The 20,671-nt window shown below is 57.1% G+C and carries 15 protein-coding genes; 9 read left to right on the plus strand and 6 right to left on the minus strand.

Annotated elements, in window-relative coordinates:
- The first annotated feature begins 232 nt into the window (after window positions 1–232).
- The 7 genes from katB to U5A05_RS03840 all read left to right on the plus strand — a co-directional run bounded on the left by katB (window position 233) and on the right by U5A05_RS03840 (window position 8,075).
- Window positions 233–1,774 carry a catalase KatB gene (gene katB, locus U5A05_RS03810; protein ID WP_321835800.1) on the plus strand — a complete coding sequence of 514 codons (1,542 nt, stop codon included), beginning with the start codon at window positions 233–235 and terminating at the stop codon, window positions 1,772–1,774.
- 149 nt (window positions 1,775–1,923) lie between these two features.
- Entirely contained in the window at window positions 1,924–2,454 is a 531-nt protein-coding gene (locus U5A05_RS03815; RefSeq protein WP_321835801.1) for an ankyrin repeat domain-containing protein, read from the plus strand.
- Window positions 2,455–2,499: 45 nt separating this feature from the next.
- Entirely contained in the window at window positions 2,500–3,867 is a 1,368-nt protein-coding gene (gene radA / locus U5A05_RS03820; RefSeq protein WP_261740887.1) for a DNA repair protein RadA, read from the plus strand.
- 214 nt (window positions 3,868–4,081) lie between these two features.
- The gene (locus U5A05_RS03825) at window positions 4,082–6,148 is read left to right on the plus strand and encodes a carbon starvation CstA family protein (RefSeq protein WP_261740888.1); all 2,067 of its coding nucleotides are present in this window, start codon (window positions 4,082–4,084) and stop codon (window positions 6,146–6,148) included.
- A gap of 15 nt (window positions 6,149–6,163) precedes the next feature.
- Window positions 6,164–6,361: a YbdD/YjiX family protein gene (locus U5A05_RS03830; protein WP_003443968.1), complete on the plus strand. Its 198-nt coding sequence runs from the start codon at window positions 6,164–6,166 to the stop codon at window positions 6,359–6,361.
- A 150-nt stretch (window positions 6,362–6,511) separates the two neighbouring features.
- A complete protein-coding gene (yjiA, locus tag U5A05_RS03835; protein ID WP_321835802.1) occupies window positions 6,512–7,504 on the plus strand; it encodes a GTPase in 993 nt (330 codons plus the stop codon).
- Between the two features lie 301 nt (window positions 7,505–7,805).
- Window positions 7,806–8,075 (plus strand): short-chain dehydrogenase, encoded by a 270-nt coding sequence (locus tag U5A05_RS03840; RefSeq protein WP_321835803.1) that lies wholly within the window; start codon window positions 7,806–7,808, stop codon window positions 8,073–8,075.
- Window positions 8,076–8,199: 124 nt separating this feature from the next.
- Here U5A05_RS03840 and U5A05_RS03845 read toward each other — a convergent pair whose 3' ends face one another.
- The 3 genes from U5A05_RS03845 to U5A05_RS03855 all read right to left on the minus strand — a co-directional run bounded on the left by U5A05_RS03845 (window position 8,200) and on the right by U5A05_RS03855 (window position 14,108).
- Window positions 8,200–8,754, minus strand: a complete 555-nt coding sequence (locus U5A05_RS03845; RefSeq protein ID WP_321835804.1) for a hypothetical protein — start codon at window positions 8,752–8,754, stop codon at window positions 8,200–8,202.
- Between the two features lie 143 nt (window positions 8,755–8,897).
- Entirely contained in the window at window positions 8,898–10,151 is a 1,254-nt protein-coding gene (glyA, locus tag U5A05_RS03850) for a serine hydroxymethyltransferase (protein ID WP_019824044.1), read from the minus strand.
- A 111-nt stretch (window positions 10,152–10,262) separates the two neighbouring features.
- The gene (locus U5A05_RS03855; protein ID WP_321835805.1) at window positions 10,263–14,108 is read right to left on the minus strand and encodes a bifunctional diguanylate cyclase/phosphodiesterase; all 3,846 of its coding nucleotides are present in this window, start codon (window positions 14,106–14,108) and stop codon (window positions 10,263–10,265) included.
- 268 nt (window positions 14,109–14,376) lie between these two features.
- Here U5A05_RS03855 and ettA point away from each other — a divergent pair, with 268 nt between their 5' ends.
- Window positions 14,377–16,044 carry an energy-dependent translational throttle protein EttA gene (gene ettA / locus U5A05_RS03860; RefSeq protein ID WP_133078604.1) on the plus strand — a complete coding sequence of 556 codons (1,668 nt, stop codon included), beginning with the start codon at window positions 14,377–14,379 and terminating at the stop codon, window positions 16,042–16,044.
- A 310-nt stretch (window positions 16,045–16,354) separates the two neighbouring features.
- Entirely contained in the window at window positions 16,355–17,692 is a 1,338-nt protein-coding gene (gdhA, locus tag U5A05_RS03865; RefSeq protein ID WP_261740892.1) for an NADP-specific glutamate dehydrogenase, read from the plus strand.
- A 109-nt stretch (window positions 17,693–17,801) separates the two neighbouring features.
- Here gdhA and U5A05_RS03870 read toward each other — a convergent pair whose 3' ends face one another.
- The 3 genes from U5A05_RS03870 to U5A05_RS03880 all read right to left on the minus strand — a co-directional run bounded on the left by U5A05_RS03870 (window position 17,802) and on the right by U5A05_RS03880 (window position 20,528).
- Window positions 17,802–18,092 carry a chorismate mutase gene (locus U5A05_RS03870; protein WP_261740893.1) on the minus strand — a complete coding sequence of 97 codons (291 nt, stop codon included), beginning with the start codon at window positions 18,090–18,092 and terminating at the stop codon, window positions 17,802–17,804.
- Between the two features lie 15 nt (window positions 18,093–18,107).
- On the minus strand, window positions 18,108–19,961 hold the full coding sequence (locus U5A05_RS03875; protein ID WP_321835806.1) for an Lnb N-terminal periplasmic domain-containing protein: 1,854 nt from the start codon (window positions 19,959–19,961) through the stop codon (window positions 18,108–18,110).
- A 78-nt stretch (window positions 19,962–20,039) separates the two neighbouring features.
- On the minus strand, window positions 20,040–20,528 hold the full coding sequence (locus U5A05_RS03880) for a DUF3015 domain-containing protein (RefSeq protein WP_029611228.1): 489 nt from the start codon (window positions 20,526–20,528) through the stop codon (window positions 20,040–20,042).
- Between the last annotated feature and the right edge of the window lie 143 nt (window positions 20,529–20,671).

The following is a 20,671-nucleotide window of genomic DNA, read 5'->3' on the forward strand; positions in this document are numbered from 1 at the left end:
AGCCTGCAGGATCATGCCCGCGCAGTTGAATACTCGCAGGCGCTGTAATCGACCAGCGCCAACGCCATAAGTTTTCAACAGGCTCGCAACTGGCGCGGATACGCCATTGATTGGGTTAAAGCCAGACCTTTTTCTCAATCGCCGGCTTGCGACCTTTCTATTTAGAATTTGCCCCGTAGGTCTCTAGCCTTTGGTCAGTGCTATGCACATCCAATAACCAGAGGACTTACGCATGACCATCCACTTTGGCTTCGGGACGCTTTCACAGCGCCGCCTGTTATGTGTTTTAAGCGCCAGTTTGCTTTCGGTTTCGGTTCACGCGGCAACCCTGACCCGTGATAACGGTGCAGCTGTCGGTGATAACCAGAACTCTCAAACCGCAGGGGCCAATGGCCCGGTACTACTGCAAGACGTGCAGTTGCTGCAGAAACTTCAGCGTTTTGACCGTGAACGTATCCCGGAGCGTGTAGTGCATGCGCGCGGTACAGGCGCACACGGTACGTTTACTGTCACCAATGACCTGAGTGACCTGACCAAGGCCCGGGTGTTTGCCGCTGGCGAAACCACGCCGGTATTTGTGCGCTTCTCGGCCGTGGTGCATGGCAACCACTCGCCAGAAACCCTGCGCGATCCGCGCGGCTTTGCCACCAAGTTCTATACCGCTGACGGCAACTGGGACCTGGTTGGCAACAACTTCCCCACCTTCTTTATCCGTGACGCGATCAAGTTCCCGGACATGGTTCACGCCTTCAAGCCAGACCCGCGTACCAACCTTGACGACGACTCGCGCCGTTTCGACTTTTTCTCCCACGTCCCGGAAGCCACCCGTACCTTGACCGAGCTGTACTCCAACGCGGGTACACCGGCCAGCTACCGCGAAATGGACGGTAACGGGGTTCACGCCTACAAACTGATCAACGCCAAAGGCGACGTGCGTTATGTGAAGTTCCACTGGAAGAGCCTGCAGGGGCTGCACAACCTTGACCCGAAGCAAGTCACACAGGTTCAGGGCCAGGACTACAGCCACATGACCAACGACCTGGTCACTCATATCAACAAGGGTGATTTCCCCAAGTGGGATTTGTACGTGCAGGTGCTCAAGCCTGAAGACTTGAAGTCGTTCGACTTTGACCCGTTGGATGCGACCAAGATCTGGCCGAACGTGCCTGAGCGCAAAGTCGGGCAAATGGTCCTGAACCGCAACCCGGCCAATGTGTTCCAGGAAACCGAGCAGGTCGCCATGGCCCCGGCCAACCTGGTGCCTGGTATCGAGCCATCTGAAGACCGTTTGCTGCAAGGTCGGGTGTTCTCGTATGCCGACACCCAGATGTACCGTTTGGGCGCCAACGCCATGCAGTTGCCGATCAACGCTCCACGTGTAGCGGTGAATAATGGCAATCAGGACGGTGCAATGAACCTGGGTCACAGCACTTCGGGTGTGAACTACCAGCCGAGCCGCTTGATGCCGCGTGAAGAGCCGCAAGCTGCGCGCTATAGCGAAATGCCGCTGTCGGGCACCACCCAGCAGGCGAAAATTCAGCGTGAGCAAAACTTCAAACAGGCGGGCGATCTTTACCGCTCCTTCAGCAAGAAAGAGCGTCAGGACCTGATTGAGAACTTTGGTGGTTCGTTGGCAACAACCGATGACGAAAGCAAACACATCATCCTGTCGTTCCTTTACAAGGCTGATCCCGAGTACGGCACCGGCGTGACCAAGGTCGCCAAGGGCGATCTGAGTCGGGTCAAGGCTCTGGCTGCCAAATTGGTGGATTAACCGAAAACCGTGCTTTTGTGGGAGCGGGCTTGCTCGCGATGGCATCACAGCAGTCTGCCCGCCAGACCGCAGCGCCTGCATCGCGAGCACGTCGAGTCGTCGCACCGCCGCTCCCACAGGGTGCAGTGGCATTCAGGGGAACTGTAATCATGCGTATTTTTATATCTGTTGCCTTGCTGCTGATGAGTGCAATGGCGCTGGCCGATGAGTCCGATGTTGGGGCCCAGCTTCAGGGCTACTATTTCGACGCCGCACGGCGCGGGGATGTGGCGATACTCGATACCTTTATCGAGTCCGGTTACGCCCTCGATACTCAAGACAGCAAAGGCTACACCGCGCTGATTCTCGCGGCCTATAACGGCCAGTCAGAGGCGGTTGAACATTTGCTCAAGGCAGGTGCCAATGCCTGTGTGCAAGACAAGCGTGGCAACACCGCCCTGATGGGCGCTATTTTCAAAGGCGAACTCAAGATCGCCCATCGCTTGATGGCGACCGCCTGCAATCCCGATCAGCGCAATGGCGCGGGGCAGACTGCCGCGATGTACGCGGGCCTGTTTAAACGGGTCGAGCTGCTCAACGACTTGTCACGTAAAGGCGCCGACCTGAATGCCGAAGATGCACTGGGCAACAGTGCCGCTCGGCTGGCCAATGGCGAAATCCGCATGCCGGTTGCGCGCTGATCAAGGCTCAGTGGGCTATCATCGCGGTTTTTCCGTGGAGTTCAGATGGCCAAGCCCAAGCGCATTTACGGCTGCACCGAGTGCGGCGCAACCTTTCCCAAGTGGGCCGGGCAGTGCGGCGAGTGCGGCGTCTGGAACACCCTGGTGGAAACCATTGTTGAAAGCGGGGCTGCCGCACCACCCAGCGGCCGCACCGGCTGGACCGGGCAACAAGCCCAGATCAAAACCCTGGCCGAAGTCAGCATTGCCGAAATTCCGCGCTTTTCCACCGCCTCCGGCGAACTGGATCGAGTGCTCGGTGGCGGTCTGGTAGATGGCTCGGTGGTATTGATCGGCGGTGATCCCGGTATCGGCAAATCCACCATTCTCCTGCAAACCTTGTGTCAGATGGCGACGCGCATGCCCGCGTTGTATGTCACCGGCGAAGAGTCCCAGCAGCAAGTGGCCATGCGCGCCCGGCGTTTAGGGTTGCCGCAGGACCAGCTCAAAGTGATGACTGAAACCTGTATCGAAAACATCATCGCCACCGCCAAGGTCGAGAAGCCCAAGGTCATGGTAATCGACTCGATCCAGACCATCTTCACCGAACAGCTGCAATCAGCACCGGGTGGCGTGTCGCAAGTGCGCGAGAGTGCGGCGTTGCTGGTGCGCTATGCCAAGTCCAGCGGTACGGCGATTTTCCTGGTGGGCCACGTGACCAAAGAAGGCGCGTTGGCCGGGCCGCGAGTGCTGGAGCACATGGTCGATACCGTGTTGTATTTCGAGGGTGAGTCTGACGGTCGCTTGCGTTTGCTGCGGGCAGTGAAAAACCGTTTTGGCGCGGTCAATGAGTTGGGTGTGTTCGGCATGACCGACAAGGGCCTGAAAGAAGTCTCCAACCCATCGGCGATTTTCCTTACCCGCGCCCAGGAAGAAGTCCCGGGCAGTGTGGTTATGGCTACCTGGGAAGGCACCCGCCCGATGCTGGTTGAAGTGCAGGCGCTGGTTGACGACAGCCATATGTCCAACCCGCGCCGGGTGACCCTGGGCCTGGATCAGAACCGTCTGGCTATGTTGCTTGCGGTCTTGCATCGCCACGGCGGTATTCCCACCCATGATCAGGATGTATTCCTTAACGTGGTGGGCGGGGTCAAGGTGCTGGAAACCGCCTCCGACCTGGCACTGATGGCCGCCGTGATGTCCAGCCTGCGCAATCGTCCACTGCCTCACGACCTGCTGGTGTTTGGTGAAGTTGGTCTGTCGGGCGAAGTGCGGCCGGTGCCCAGCGGTCAGGAGCGGCTTAAAGAAGCCGCCAAGCACGGCTTCAAACGCGCCATCGTGCCCAAGGGCAACGCCCCCAAAGAGTCCCCGCCGGGCTTGAAAGTGATTGGCGTGACCCGTCTGGAACAGGCGCTGGATGCGTTGTTCGAGTAGGGTTCAAATTGGTAAAAAAACCTGCAAGGGGTGATCGCAGTGTCTGCTCAACTGGCCGGGGCAGACAGCGGCGTTGCATGGACAAAATGTGCAGCGCCGCCCAGCACAAATCCGCAAAAGAAGGCTCTAGATCAATGTCAGGGGCTGGTCTTTAGGGCCAAGAGCGCTAAACTCCGGAAGCAGTCTTTCTTGTCCAACTGGCCGGAATTTAAAAATGAATAATAAAAATAGCCTGCTACGCCACATTCCGTGGCTGGTGCTGGCAATAGTAGGAGCCTGCGCCCTTGGCGTAGTGGCATTGCGTCGAGGGGAGGCGATCAACGCCTTGTGGATCGTAGTGGCAGCGGTTGCCATCTATCTGGTTGCTTATCGCTATTACAGTTTGTTTATCGCTACCAAGGTAATGCAGCTCGACTCTGGTCGCGCGACGCCTGCGGTGCTCAACAATGATGGTCTGGACTATGTGCCGACCAACAAACACATTCTTTTTGGTCACCACTTTGCTGCCATCGCTGGCGCTGGCCCCTTGGTCGGTCCCGTATTGGCCGCACAAATGGGCTACCTGCCGGGCACGCTTTGGCTGATCGCCGGTGTCGTACTGGCAGGCGCGGTGCAGGACTTTATGGTCCTGTTCATGTCCACTCGCCGCAACGGTCGCTCCTTGGGCGACATGGTGCGCGAGGAAATGGGCAAGGTGCCTGGCACCATCGCGCTGTTTGGCTGCTTCCTGATCATGATCATCATCCTCGCGGTGCTGGCGCTGATCGTGGTCAAGGCCTTGGCCGAGAGCCCGTGGGGCATGTTCACGGTGATGGCGACCATTCCGATCGCGATGTTCATGGGCATTTACATGCGCTACATCCGCCCGGGCCGCATCGGTGAAATCTCGGTTGTCGGTGTACTGCTGTTGCTCGGTTCGATCTGGCTGGGGGGCCAAATTGCGGCCAGCCCGGAGTGGGCTCCGGTGTTTACCTTCACCGGTACGCAAATCACCTGGATGCTGATCGGTTATGGTTTTGTCGCGGCGGTATTGCCGGTGTGGCTGGTTCTGGCTCCGCGTGACTACCTGTCGACGTTCCTTAAAATCGGCACCATCGTGGCCTTGGCAATCGGCATTCTGGTTACCATGCCCGAGCTGAAAATGCCCGCGCTGACCCAGTTCACCGATGGCACTGGCCCAGTCTGGAAAGGCGGCCTGTTCCCGTTCCTGTTCATCACCATTGCCTGCGGCGCGGTATCGGGTTTCCACGCGCTGATTGCGTCGGGTACGACACCCAAGCTGCTGGATAACGAAAGCAACGCTCGTTACATCGGTTATGGCGCGATGCTGATGGAATCTTTCGTGGCCATTATGGCGATGGTTGCTGCTTCGGTGATCGAGCCGGGTGTGTACTTCGCCATGAACAGCCCGGCGGCTATCGTCGGCGGTGACGTGGTGACTGTGGCCCAGACCGTTAGCAGCTGGGGTTTTGCAATTACTCCGGATGCGCTGACCGCGCTGGCCAAGGACATCGGTGAAACCACTGTGTTGGCCCGTGCCGGCGGTGCACCGACACTGGCTGTAGGTATCGCTCAGATCCTGCACAACGTGTTGCCGGGCGAAAACACCATGGCGTTCTGGTATCACTTCGCTATTTTGTTTGAAGCACTGTTCATTCTGACTGCGGTTGACGCCGGTACACGTGCCGGTCGCTTTATGCTGCAAGACCTGCTCGGCAGCTTTGTCCCGGCACTCAAGCGCACCGAGTCCTGGGGCGCCAACCTGCTGGCAACTGGCCTGTGTGTGGCGATGTGGGGCTACCTGCTGTATCAGGGCGTGATCGATCCATTGGGCGGCATCAACACCCTGTGGCCGCTGTTCGGTATCTCTAACCAGATGCTGGCGGGTATCGCGCTGATGCTGGCAACCGTTGTGCTGATCAAAATGAAGCGCCAGCGCTACATTTGGGTAACCATGCTGCCAGCGATCTGGCTGCTGATCTGCACCACCGTCGCGGGCTTTATCAAATTGTTCGACGCCAACCCGGCGGTTGGTTTCCTGGCCTTGGCCAAGAAATACAGCACTGCACTGGACGCAGGCCAAGTGATTGCCCCGGCGAAAAACATCGACCAGATGCAACACGTGATCATCAACGCCTACACCAACGCCGGTTTGACCGTGCTGTTTCTGTTCGTGGTGTTCAGTATTCTGTTCTTTGCGATCAAAGTGGGTATAGCTGCATGGGGCAGCAAAGAACGTACGGATAAAGAGTCGCCGTACCAAGCCATGCCGGATGCTTAACAGAGGGTTGCAACCATGTTCAATGACCTGAGTCGCCTCGGTAAATACCTCGGTCAGGCCGCACGCCTGATGGTCGGCATGCCCGACTACGACAACTACGTCGAGCATATGCAAACCAAACACCCGGACAAGCCGGTCATGACCTACGAAGCGTTCTTTCGCGAACGCCAGGAGGCTCGTTACGGCGGCAAGGGCGGGCCCAAGTGCTGTTAACCCGCCAAGGGTGAGCTGTATTTAATTAATGTGGGAGCGAGCCTGCTCGCGAGAAGGGCGCTGCGGTGTATTAGTTACACCGCGTTGCTTGAATCGCGTGCAGGCTCGCTCCCATATTTGTTTTTGGCTGTATTTTTCAGGAGACTCTGCATGTCCTCTCCCATCCCCGTCACCATCCTCAGCGGTTTTTTGGGGGCCGGTAAAACCACGTTGTTGCGCTACCTGCTCAAGGCCGAGCACGGCCTGAAAATCGCCGTGATCGAGAACGAATTCAGCGATGCCGGGATCGATACCCAGTTGCTGGGCGACGAGCCGGTGCAAGTGATGACCTTGGCCAATGGCTGCGTGTGCTGCACCATCCACACCGACCTGACCAAAGCGCTGTATCTGCTGCTTGAACGCCTGGACAGCGGTGAAATCGCCTTCGACCGACTGGTGATCGAATGCACCGGCCTGGCCGATCCGGCGCCGGTGGCGCAAACCTTCTTTATTGACGAAGAACTGCGCGAGCGCTACCTGCTGGACGGCATCATCACCCTGGTGGACGCCGCCCACGCCGATGTACACCTGAGCCAGACCATTGCCCAAGCGCAAATAGGCTTTGCTGACCGCCTGCTGGTAAGCAAGCGCGACCTGGTGGATGACGCCACCTTTGCTGCCCTGAGTGAGCGCCTGACCCGCATCAACCGTCGAGCGCCGATTCGCGTGGTCGAGCACGGCAAGATTGATCTGGCCGAGTTGCTGGATGTGCGCGGGTTTAACCTGAACGCAGACCTGGGCGGTGGCCTGAGCTTGCGCCCGGTGCAGCCTGCGACGTCCATCGACCGTATCTCCAGTGTGGTGTTGCGCACCGATAAACCGCTGGATATCGACAGCCTTAGCGCATTTATGAACGAACTGCTGGAAGATCACGGCACGCAGTTGCTGCGCTACAAGGGCGTGCTGAGCATTGCCGGCGAAGATCGCCGGTTGGTGTTTCAGGGTGTGCTCAAGTTGTATGGCTTTGATTGGGACACTGAGTGGGCCGAAGGTGAAGCGCGTGAAAGCGTGATGGTGTTTATTGCCGATGACTTGCCTGAGGCAAAGATTCGCGAGGGGTTTGCGCAGCTAGGGGCTTTTGATTTTCTTGCCTCACGGAAATAGCAGATTTTTCGCACAGCTTTGCCAATTGCTGCGCCACGAGCTCGATGCCTATAGTCAGCGATCGCCCTAAAGGCGACCGGGTTTGGCGACCTGGAAACACTTCAATGCAATGCCTTATTGCTATCTATGGGCGAGCGTGTATTTTGCTCGCTGTGCTTTATGGCAGCTATGCGTGGGAGATCTTCGGGTCTGCCGGGTTTTGCTTGAGGTTACCGGTTCGCCAACCCGCGTATAGCGGCCACCTGTTTTCGTTTGGCGACGAGAATCAATGGCCCAAACCTTAAGCATGGGAGCACCCTTTATGACTGATTCTCCGTACATACCGCTAACTGCCATCGACTGCACAATCCCCGCATTATTGATCGACCGCAACGCCCCACTGGATGTGTTGCATGCCAACGCCGTTGCTCGCGTTCAGGCCGTCACCCAGATGATGGAAACCTTTTCCAGCCGCGATCTGTTGCAGGCAGACTCCGTTGATATCAAGCATCTGGCCATCACTGCGGCACTATTGCTTCGTGACGGCTGTGACCTGTTGAATGTATTGGGCTGGCGTTTGCAGCCTAAGTAAACATGTCACGGACTACATTTTGTGGGAGCGAGCCTGCTCGCGATTCAGGCAATGCGGTCTTTCAGATAAACCAGGTCGAAACCATCGCTGGCAGGCCAGCTCCCACAGAAGAATAAGTTGATAATTAATAAGGCACGTTTCTTTCGAGAATAGTTAAAAGAAATACCATTTTGTTTCTTTCGTCTGTCTCGGCCAAATAGTGGTAAGGGGAACCTTTAACTTTCTTTATGCCGATAGACCTGTTGTTGTGGGTCTTTAACGTAATGAGTGTATGACGCTCAAGCAAAGTGTCCCCCGTAACGCTGGCGTTTTGTTGACTAAGTAGTGTGAAGGCAAGAGGGTCTTTTAATGTCGGACTTCTCGCATAGATAGTGTCTAAATGATTTTTAGCCAGCCGGTGGTGATCATACTTCCCAGTGTGTTTAATATGTATTTCATAGCCCTTGGCAGTATGGCGGAAGTAAAGCTTGAGTGGCGCCTTGACCCCGCCGTTGGCATGCGGCTGTATGCCGATGGCGCCCGAGTCATCGCGGGTCTGCGGTCGGCCGGAGAAGACGCCGCCACTGCCCAGCAAGTCTGTGACCATTACCGGCTGGCCGTAAAGTGTGCCCAGTAGATCAAGGTTGTAGTTCGGTACTTGTAAGGTGGCGATAAAGGATTTTTGAGTGTCGTTAGTCATGGTCTGAACTCTGCAATGGATGAAAAGCATAAAGTTCAGACTAGGTTGTTATTGTGCAGGTGCGCTGCGCTATATGTTTCAAAATAACCGACGCCATAAAAAGCCCGGCTAATAAGCCGGGCTTCTTGTTTAGCTATTTACACTCAGTTGCCGTAGACCGGCAGCTTGGCGCAAATGGCTTTGACTTTCTCGCGAACGGCGTCGATAACGGCTTCGTTGTTGATATCAGCCAGGATGTCGCAGATCCAGGTAGCCAGTTCACGGCATTCTTCTACTTTGAAGCCGCGAGTGGTAACTGCTGGAGTACCGAAACGCAGACCCGAGGTCACGAACGGGGAGCGCGGATCGTTCGGTACGGAGTTTTTGTTTACGGTGATGAAGGCTTTGCCCAGTGCGGCGTCAGCGTCTTTACCGGAGATGTCCTGCTTGATCAGCGACAGCAGGAACAGGTGGTTTTCAGTACCGCCCGATACCACGTCAAAACCACGTTCGATAAATACCGAAGCCATGGCCTGAGCGTTTTTCACGACTTGTTGCTGGTAAGCCTTGAACTCTGGTTGCAGAGCTTCTTTGAAGCACACGGCCTTGGCGGCGATAACGTGCTCCAGCGGGCCGCCTTGCGAACCTGGGAAAACAGCGGAGTTCAGCTTCTTCTCGATGTCGGCGTTGGCTTTGGCCAGGATCAGGCCGCCACGTGGACCGCGCAGGGTTTTGTGGGTAGTGGTGGTCACTACGTCCGCAAATGGAACCGGGTTCGGGTAAACACCCGCTGCAACCAGACCGGCTACGTGAGCCATGTCCACGAACAGGTAGGCGCCAACCTTGTCAGCGATTGCACGGAAACGTGGGAAGTCGAGGATCTGCGAGTAAGCAGAGAAACCAGCCACGATCATTTTTGGCTTGTGTTCAACGGCCAGGCGCTCAACTTCGTCGTAGTCGATCAGACCGTTGGCATCGATACCGTACTGGATGGCGTTGTACAGCTTGCCCGAGGACGAAACGCTGGCGCCGTGGGTCAAGTGACCGCCGTGGGCCAGGCTCATGCCCAGGATGGTGTCGCCAGCCGACAACAGGGCCAGGTAAACAGCGCTGTTGGCCTGGGAACCGGCGTGCGGCTGAACGTTGGCGTAATCGGCGCCGAACAGCTCTTTTGCACGGTCGATAGCCAGTTGCTCAACTACGTCGACGTATTCGCAGCCGCCGTAGTAGCGCTTACCCGGGTAGCCTTCGGCGTATTTGTTGGTCAATACCGAGCCTTGAGCTTCCATCACCGCTGGGCTGGTGTAGTTTTCCGAAGCGATCAGCTCAATATGTTCTTCCTGGCGCTGAGCTTCTTGCTCCATGGCGGCAAAAAGGTCGGCGTCGAACTTGGCAAGTGTCAAATCACGGCTGAACATGGCGGTCCTCAAGGATCGGGGCAGAAAAGGAAGGCATTCTAACTCAAAGGGTTTTATCTGGCATATGAATGCGATTCATGGTCGTCAGTTGCAAGCTGCAAGCTGCAAGCTTCAAGCTTGAAGTTCATCACTTGCCGCTCGCAGCTGCTTGACCAGCAAGTGTGCCGGCATCGGTCGGCCAAACAGGTAGCCCTGGACCTCATCGCAGCCGTGCTCGCGCAGGAAATCCAGCTGTTCGTGGGTCTCCACGCCTTCAGCGATTACCGCAAGGTTGAGGCTGTGGGCCATCGCAATGATTGCACGGGCTATCTGTGCGTCTTGCTCGCCTGCGGGCAGGCCATCGACAAAGGTACGGTCGATTTTCAACACGTCGATGGGGAACTGTTTGAGGTAGTTGAGCGACGAGTAACCGGTGCCAAAGTCGTCCACGGCAATGCTCAGGCCGAGGTTTTTCAGGCTGGCGAGAATATGCAGGGCCTCGCTGACTTCACGCATCAGGATGCTTTCGGTCAGCTCAAGCTCCAGGCAGGCAGGCGACAGGCCGGTTTCCTTGAGGATATTGGCAATGCGTGTGCCCAGTTGGCCATCGGAGAACTGGCGCGCCGAGATATTGACCGAGACTTTGGGCACACGCACTTTGGCCTGGTGCCAGAGCTTGAGCTGGCGACAGGCTTCGGCCAGTACCCAGTCACCCACCTCGACCACCAGCCCCAGTTCTTCGAGAACCGGGATAAAGTCGCCGGGTGGTACCAGGCCGCGCCTTGAGTGGTTCCAGCGCAGCAGCGCCTCGACCCCGGTCAGGCGTTTGCCGTCGCCGCTGAATTGCGGCTGGTAATAAAGGATGAACTCCTGCTGTTCCAGCGCGTGGCGCAAGTCGCTTTCAAGTTCAAGACGCTCCAGGGCGCTGGCGTTCATGTCCGCCTGATAGAACTGGAAGTTGTTTTTGCCGCGTTCCTTGGCGTGGTACATCGCGGTGTCGGCGTTTTTCATCAGTTGGCTGAGTTCGTTGCCGTCTTGCGGGCTCAGGGCGATGCCAATACTGGCCGTGACGAAGAACTCGCGGCTTTCGAGTACGAAGGGTTTTACCAGGCTGGCAAGGATGTGCTCGGCCACGCTGATTGCGCGGTTCAAGGCCAGTTCGCGAGTGACGCGTGATTGCAACAGCAAGGTGAACTCATCGCCACCCATGCGGGCCACGGTATCGTCGTCGCCGACGCAGGCCAGCAAGCGAATGGCCATGTCCTTGAGCATGCGGTCGCCTGCCGCGTGGCCCAAGGAGTCGTTGATCGGCTTGAAACGGTCAAGATCGAGGAACATCAGCACAACCCACGACTTGTTACGTTCGGCCTGTTGCAGTGCGGTGTGCAGACGATCCTGAAACAGGGTGCGGTTGGGCAGGTGGGTCAGGGCATCGTAATAGGCCAGGCGGTGGATACGCTGCTCGCTGGCCTTGCGTTCACTGATGTCACTGAAAAAGCATACATAGCTGGCCAGATCACCCTCGTCGTCGAACACGGCCGTAATGCCGACCCAGGCCGGGTAGTGTTCGCCGTTGAGGCGCTTGAGCCAGACTTCACCTTCCCAGGTGCCGTGCTGATTCAGTTGTTTGAGCACATAGGTGAGGTGCGCGCGCTGCTGGGCATCAACGGTCAGCATGCTCGGCAATTGGTCGAGCACCTGTGATACGGCATAACCGCTGACCCGGCTGAATGCTTCGTTGGCTTGCACGATATAGCCCGCGGGATCTGTAATCAGGATGGCCGAGGTGGAGTGTTCGAATACCGTGGCGGCCATGCGCAGGTCTTTTTCTGCACGCCGCTGCTGACTGATATCACGGCCAACACCCAGGATGCCTTCGAAGGTATCGTTTTCATCCCACACCAGTACCAGGCGCAGTTCGATCGGGACGGTATGCCCGTCGGCACGCAAGCAATCGAGCAGGAATACCTGGGTTTGCATCTGGGATCGCAGGGCCGACAGTTGCTGGGGCTTGTCGAGCGCGTTACTGACGCGCTTGATCAGGCTGAAAATACCCTCCAGCTGTTGTGGGGTGGCGATAATCGATTGCCAGCCATTGTCGAACACCCATTGTGCCTCGTACCCCAGTACGGTCTGTATCGAGGGGCTGAGGTAGTTCATGCGTAACGTGCTGTCGGTAGAGAAAATAACGTCGCTGATGCTTTCGGCCAGCATCCGATAACGTTGTTCGCTGTCGCGCAATGACTCGCTGGCTTCAATCTGGTCAGTGATGTCTTTGGCCACCCCCACAACACGTGTGACTTGATCTCCCGTGTCCCGGGCGAAGGCTTGCTCGCGGATGTCGAAGCGCCGCCAAGTGCCCTGGTGATGGCGAAATCTCAGTTGGCACTGCATCAGGTTTTTGTAGCCGTTGTCCCGTTGTTCTTGGCGTAACTGGTGATAACGCTCGGCGTCTTCGGGGTGCAGCAGTAGCTCCCAGAAATAAGCGCCCATTTGTTGCAGTTCGATGGCGCTATAACCCAGGGTTTGCCCAAGGTGATGGTTGCTGAAAATGATTCGCTGGCTGATCACATTCTGCACATAGAGATGGTCGGGCACGGTGCGTACGACATCGGACCAAAAGCTCTCGCGTTCTTGCAGGGACAATTCGATCAGCTTACGGCTGGTGATGTCGCTGATGCTCAGGATGACCGAGTGATAATCCTCGCGGTCCACCGGCAGGCGTAACACCAGCCATAAATGCTGATCCTGGGCATTGGCATGGGTCAGCTTGATTTCCAGCTCAAGTTGCTGCTGTTGATTGAGCACCGCCTCGACAATTGTGTAACCGATGGTCGAGCTGCTGATCAGCTTTAGCCAGGCGCCGTTGCCTGAGTCGACCTCCAGCAGCTGCATGGCCATCTGATTGACTTCAGTAATGCGCAACTGCTCAAAAAGTTGGCGTCTATGTTGCGGGTTGTTGTCCAGCCACCGCTTGAGGTTGTCGCTGTCATGCAGTTTTTCTCGTTCAAGAAATCCGCGCAGGCTCGACAGGTCGAGAACGCACAGGGCCACGCCGGTGCCTTCAAAAATATCCTGATACCGACGACGGCCCTCATGCAACCGGCGCTGGCGGCGGCGCAAACTCAGCAGTGCTGCTATTGGCAGTAACGACAGCAGCAGACCCAGAAGGCATTTGCCGATCAACCCGGGCAGCAACTGTTCAACTGCAGCGCGCTCATTGAACAGCCCTCGCAATTGCCAGTCGCTGTGACTTATGGGGGTCAGAAGTATGGTGTCGCTTTCATCGCGCTGGCTCAGGGCCGTGGCTGGCGTAACCGGCTTTTGCGCACGGCTGAGCACTTTGTGGGTCTGGCTGTTTTCGAGTAGCCATTGCGGGCGAATGCTGCTGGCGCTCTGATGCACCAGGTTTTGCAGCAGGTTCGGGCTTATGCGCAGCAGCCAGTAGCCATCCATGTCGGCGTTGGGCTGGTGCAGTAACAAATAGATCAGGCTGGCGTCAGCGTTGTTGCTGAAGTAATAGCCATCGGTACGGCTGCGTGAGGGGTTGTGTTTGACCCAATCAGCCAGGAACGCGGCGTCCGGGCTGGTGCCGGTACTATCTAGCAGCACTTCGCCGGCAGGGCTCAGCAAGGCCAGGCTTTGAAGGGCTGGCAGGGATTGGCTCAGTTGTTGGACCAGCGCTTGTTGCTGGCGCAGGTTTTTCGGTGGTTGCTCTGTCGCAAGCAGGTTGAGGGCGGTCTCGGCTCGCAGGGCCATGTTCAGGCTGATGCTATCGGCCAGGTCGGCGCTGTAATTGATGCTGGTTTGGCGCTCTTGCTGGATTGTTTCGCGGAACTGCTCGATCACTAACCAGAGCAGCATCGCCAGCAGCAATAGAACCAGAGCCGCCAACGCGCTTTTTAACGTCCCGCGCACAGGTGTACCAAACAATTGGCTGGACGCTTTGGCGAGAATTGGCTCGGTGACATTGGGCAAGTTGTGATCCTGCGATTTGGCGGCTATGGCGCGAGGCCCCCTTAAAGACGCCCAGAGGGCGCCTAGCATGCCTTGGGTTGTGGCAAAGTGCCAGTCCTCTGGTCTGTGCTGGTTTGCCCTGTTCAGCGCATTCAGGTAGATTCGGGGGTCTACATTTATGTTTTTTCTGCGAGCAGGCATTGATCTCGATCAGTCCCTGACTGACTGCTATGGCCTGATCCGGGCACTGTTCGCACCTTATTCACCCGTCACTGACCCTAGGTTCTCCATGGCTCAATACGTTTTCACCATGCATCGGCTGAGCAAAGTTGTTCCGCCGAAGCGGGAAATCCTGAAAAACATCTCCCTGTCGTTTTTCCCAGGCGCCAAAATCGGCGTACTCGGCCTGAACGGTTCGGGTAAATCCACCCTGTTGAAAATCATGGCGGGTGTCGACACCGAGTTCGACGGCGAAGCCCGTCCGATGCCAGACCTGAACATCGGCTACCTGCCGCAAGAGCCGCAGCTGGATCCGAGCAAAACCGTACGCGAAGTGGTTGAAGAAGCCGTTAGCGTGATCAAGGACGCTCAAGCGCGTCTGGATCAGGTTTACGCCGAATACGCAGACCCGGATGCTGACTTTGACAAGCTGGCCGCTGAACAGGCCAAGCTTGAGTCGATCCTGCAAGCGAGCGACGGTCACAACCTTGAGCGCCAACTGGAAGTCGCTGCCGATGCGCTGCGCCTGCCGGCATGGGATGCCAAGGTCGAGCACCTGTCGGGTGGCGAGAAGCGCCGTGTGGCCTTGTGCCGCCTGCTGCTGTCGGCCCCGGACATGCTGCTGCTCGACGAACCAACCAACCACTTGGACGCCGACTCGGTAGCCTGGCTGGAGCACTTCCTGCACGACTTCCCGGGTACCGTGGTTGCGATTACGCACGACCGTTACTTCCTGGATAACGTAGCGGGCTGGATTCTTGAGCTTGACCGTGGTGCCGGTATTCCTTACGAGGGCAACTATTCGGGTTGGCTTGAAGCCAAGTCCGATCGTTTGGCTGCCGAATCCAAGCAGCAGTCGGCCCATGAAAAGGCTATGAAAGACGAGCTGGAATGGGTCCGTAAAGGCGCCAAGGCGCGTCAGTCCAAGTCCAAGGCGCGTCTGCAACGCTTCGAAGAACTGCAATCGCAGGAATTCCAGAAGCGCAGCGAAACCAACGAAATCTACATCCCGGCCGGTCCGCGCCTGGGTGACAAGGTTATCGAGTTCAAGAACGTATCCAAGGGTTACGGCGATCGCGTGTTGATCGACAACCTGTCGTTCGCCATGCCTAAAGGCGCCATTGTTGGCGTGATCGGCGGTAACGGTGCCGGTAAGTCGACCCTGTTCCGCATGTTGATGGGCAAGGAACAACCGGATTCGGGCAGCATTGAAGTCGGTGAAACGGTACAACTGGCGTGTGTGGACCAGAGCCGTGACGACCTGGATGGCAGCAAGACTGTGTTCCAGGCGATTTCTGACGGTTCCGATGTGATCCGCATCGGCAACTACGAAATCCCGTCGCGTACCTATGTAGGTCGTTTCAACTTCAAAGGTGGCGATCAGCAGAAGTTCGTTAAGGACTTGTCCGGTGGTGAGCGTGGTCGCTTGCACCTGGCCTTGACCTTGAAAGAGGGCGCCAACGTGCTGCTGCTCGACGAACCGTCCAACGACCTTGACGTTGAGACCCTGCGTTCGCTCGAAGAAGCACTGCTGGACTTCCCAGGTGCTGCCATTGTGATCTCTCACGATCGGTGGTTCCTTGACCGCGTCGCGACTCACATCCTGGCGTACGAAGACGACTCGCAAGCGATCTTCTTTGAAGGTAACTACACCGAGTACGAAGCCGATCGTAAAAAGCGCCTCGGCGAAGCGGCCACCCAGCCGCACCGTGTGCGTCACAAGAAACTGGCCCAATAAGGCTGTTTTTTTGCAGTACAGAACGGCGCCTTCGGGCGCCGTTTTTTGTGGATTTTCGGATGCCCCCGATTTCGTAGCAGCCTTCGTTCCTCGGCAGCTGCTACGGTAAATTCTCGGGTAATAGTTGGTGCGAAACTGGGTACAAGAAGCTATTTTTTGGTGCGCAAAAGCCGTTGAAATCGGCGTAATTTATATAAATGCACCATTTAAATTCAGAACTGCGACATTTTGCGCTGTCGCGGTGCCACATGAATTGATAAAGTTCTGGTCAATCTCCGTTTAACGACAATAAATTTGCCGAGAATTAACCATGATCGAATCCGTCGACCAGTTCCTTGCCCGCCTGAAAAAACGTGACCCGGACCAACCTGAGTTCCACCAGGCAGTGGAAGAAGTCCTGCGCAGTCTGTGGCCGTTTCTTGAAGCCAATCCGCATTATCTGACTTCAGGCATTCTTGAGCGCATTTGCGAACCCGAGCGTGCGATCGTGTTCCGCGTGTCGTGGGTCGATGACGAAGGAAAAGTACGGGTTAACCGTGGCTTCCGTATCCAGATGAACAGCGCCATTGGCCCGTACAAGGGTGGTCTGCGTTTCCATCCGTCGGTGAATCTGGGTGTTCTGAAGTTCCTGGCCTTCGAGCAAACCTTCAAGAACTCCCTGACCTCGTTGCCTATGGGCGGCGGTAAAGGCGGTTCGGACTTCAACCCCAAGGGCAAGAGCGACGCCGAAGTCATGCGTTTCTGCCAGGCCTTCATGAGTGAGTTGTATCGCCACATTGGTTCGGACGTTGATGTGCCAGCAGGCGACATCGGTGTTGGTGCCCGTGAAATCGGCTTTATGTTTGGCCAGTACAAGCGCCTGAGCAACCAGTTCACTTCCGTGCTGACCGGCAAGGGCATGAGCTACGGCGGCAGCCTGATCCGCCCTGAAGCTACCGGTTTTGGTTGCGTGTATTTCGCCCAGGAAATGCTCAAGCGCAGCGGTCAGCGCATTGATGGCAAGCGCGTGGCCATTTCTGGCTCGGGCAACGTGGCGCAATATGCGGCGCGTAAGGTCATGGACCTGGGCGGCAAAGTGATCTCGCTGTCGGACTCTGAAGGCACGCTGTATTGCGAGGCCGGTTTGAGCGAGGAGCAGTGGGAAGCGCTGATGGAGCTGAAAAACGTCAAGCGCGGCCGTATCAGCGAAATGGCCGGGGAGTTTGGCCTGGAGTTTCTGGCTGACCAGCATCCGTGGAACCTGGCGTGTGATATCGCACTGCCGTGTGCTACCCAGAACGAGCTGGACGCTGCAGCGGCGCGTACGTTGCTGAGCAACGGCTGCGTGTGCGTGGCTGAAGGCGCGAACATGCCGACCACCCTTGAGGCCGTCGACCTGTTTATCGAGGCCGGTATCCTGTTTGCACCGGGCAAGGCATCCAACGCCGGAGGCGTGGCGGTGAGCGGTCTGGAAATGTCGCAAAACGCCATGCGTCTGCTGTGGACGGCGGGTGAGGTGGACAGCAAGTTGCACAACATCATGCAGTCGATCCACCACGCGTGCGTGCATTACGGCGAAGAAAACGGCCGGATCAACTATGTAAAAGGCGCGAACATTGCGGGCTTCGTTAAAGTCGCCGATGCGATGCTGGCGCAGGGCGTGGTTTAAGCCGTTAATCCTGTAGCCGCTGCCGCAGGCTGCGATGGGCTGCGTAGCGGCCCTTCTTTAAAGGCCCTTCGGGCCTTATCGCAGCCTGCGGCAGCGGCTACAGGTTTTGTTATGAAAGCGCCTTATGCTCCGCCAGTTCCTGCTCGATAAAGGCCGCGATCATGGCGCGGTAAACGTCTTCGGTGACGTTCGGGTTGGCGCCCAGTTCTGAGGCCAATGCCCGAACCTTGGCAATCACCTGTTCAACCCGCTGCGGGGCCCTGACCGCATCGCTGTCTTTCTTGAAACGAGCCGCCTGTAACACGTAGGCGCCGCGTTCGGCGATCAAACCGACAATCTGTCGATCTAGCCCGTCGATTTTCTCGCGCACTTGCTCAAGGGAATCACAGTTAACTGCCATGTCTTGAAAACTCCTTTAGTAGTGATACCACTTCAACTCCAGCATCACCTCGTTGATGGGGGAGGTCAGCTTGCTGAACTCTCGTTGGGCAGTGAGTCGCAGGCCGAGGTTGCGCGAAACTTCCCATTGTTGATTCAGGCTCAGGCTACGACGGATTTCACCATTAGTGAAGTAGTCGCCTTTCGCTTCCAGGCTCAGGTTGCCCACCGGGTTACGCCAAAGAAGCCCGGTGTTAAAACCCGCAGCCGGAGACACGAAAGCGGCAAAGTCGTTGTTGTGCTCCACGCGCAGAGTGCCGAGGGCAAAGCCCAGCATGTTTTCACCCAATTGCCAGGTGCCGCCCGCGCCACCGTTGATGTGGCTGACCAGATTTTCGTCGCCATGTTTGCCGAGTACCCGTTCCAGCCCCCCGCCCACTTGCCAGGACCAGGGTTGCAGCAATTCGTTGCGTGGGGTCAGGGAGCGGATGTTGGCTAAGTCCAATTGCTGAACTTGCCAGTTATTGCCTTCGTACTGGCGCAGTTTGAGTTGCAGGATTTCAATCTGTGCACCCAGCGGGAAGCCCGGGGCGTTGTCGTTCAGGTCGTGGTAGGCCATGCGCAGGCCGTATTCGGCAAAGGCCTTGTCGTCACGGCTACCGGCGCCCAGTTGCCAGGTTCGCGATTCGTGGCCGTTTTCAGGTAACTCGGGTTTTTCGACCTGCAGTTCAGGCGCAGGGTTCTGGTTGATCGCCCGTAGTAGTTCAAAGCTGCGTTGTGAGCGAGCGGTGTCGCGCTCAAGGCCATTGGCCCTGTAGCGCTCAATACGATAAGCCGCGTCGATGATCAGCGCCTGGCGCTCTTTGGGCAACGCCTTGAGGGCCGGGTTCTGCAATTGAGCCTGATCGGCACTGACCTGCAAGACCCATTGCTGTTCTTCTGGATCGAGGGCTTTGGCTCGGTCGAGCAGCTCACGTTCACGGGACGGGCGGTATTCGATGCTTTCGACCAACCCGGCTTCCTTGACTGCTTTCACCGTATCGGTGGGGATCGCGGTCAGCGGGAATTGGCTGGTCAGCTGCAAGCCGGGGCGCGCCACTTGCAGCAGTTCGAGCAAACGGTACGAGCAGTTTTCGTCGAAGAAGAAATAATCGAACTGGATCTGTTTGAGCTCCCACACATGTTCGACCATGCGCTGGGTTTCTTCAGGTGTGAGATTAAGTCGGTATTCCCACAGGTCGCGGTTTTCGAGGCTACGGTATTCCGAGAGTTTTTCCTGGTAGGGCACCAGCGCAAACAGGCCGGGATAACCACCGGCCAAGCCCTTCCAGGCATACAGAATGCTGTTGTCGGAACCTTCGATATAGGCACCGAAGTTGATCGCGTAGCTCAGCAGGGCGGTCTTGTTGTTCTGCACATCGGCTTGGTCGATACGCAACAGGGTATGGCCGAACATCGAGGACGGGCTGTTGAGGTAGGCCGCCGGAAAGATCATCACCGTGCTGTGCGGCGCCACGTCCTTGAACCATTGCGTGAACTCTGCGCACTCGGCCTTGGGCAGGTCGGTCAGGTTCAGTTGAGCCTTGAGCCAGCGAGTACGGGCCGGGTACACGCACTGCGGGTGCTTGTCGCCCAGGCTTACGGGTGCATACAACGCCTCGACGGTGGCACGCAGTTCGGCGTCCGGGTGATGAGCGCCGTCGGGGGCGAGAAAGAATTTATCGTCGCTGACATAGCTACGCCAGCCGCTGAGCTTGCCGGCTTCGTAGTGCCCCAGCGAAATCCAGAACGGGTCGTTGGCCAACTGTTGCACACGTTGATCGTCGATAGGGGGTGCGGCATACAGCGGGGCGCAGGCACAGAGCGCCAGATAGGCAAGGCGTTTGAGCATGGTCGGCAACTGTTGTCAGACGAATAGAAGTGAAGCAGGAGAATACCCGCTCCGAGAGGAGCGGGCAGGTCTCATTTACTACGCAGCAGTGGCGTATTTAGCCAAGCGAGCATCGCCTTTGAGAATAGCCAAGGTGTTGCTGTGCACGTCTTCAGCCGTTACGTCGGCCTTGCTGAAGATTTGCTGGAAGTGCTCATGGGTGACAGCGGCGAAATGCTCGCGGTCTTCAGGGGCGACGCCCAGTACCACCGCGTAGGTGGTCAGTGCTTCGCCATTGCCTTTAGCCATGTCTTCGGACAGTTCGTTCATCATGCCATTCATGGCAATCCACGATTTGCCGCCGTAAGTCAGGGCGTCCTTGGTGGTGCAGCCGTTGGTGCCGGAGGTCATGCCGAAGGTGGCGTTACCGGACGTGCCGTTGGTGGTTGATGCCAGGAAGTGAGCGGGAGTACCGCGCTGACCTTCAAACAGCATGTTGCCCCAACCGCAGTTCGGGCCGCCCGGAGCCTGGGCCATGGCATTGAGGGAAACAACAGTAAAGAGAGTACCGAGAAGAATCCGTTTCATAGCTTTGTTCTCTATGTGCGTGCAACCAATGGACAAGGGTTTCTGGCCCTGAAGCGCCAGTACGAGCCGGTTATGCCTTCCAGCCGCGTAACAGCTTGGAGTCTAGGCACGATCAGCAGGTTCCGTGTTTTTTTGTAAAACAA

Origin of the sequence: Pseudomonas kulmbachensis (assembly GCF_963681935.1) — a bacterium.
GTDB classification, from domain to species: Bacteria; Pseudomonadota; Gammaproteobacteria; order Pseudomonadales; family Pseudomonadaceae; genus Aquipseudomonas; species Aquipseudomonas kulmbachensis.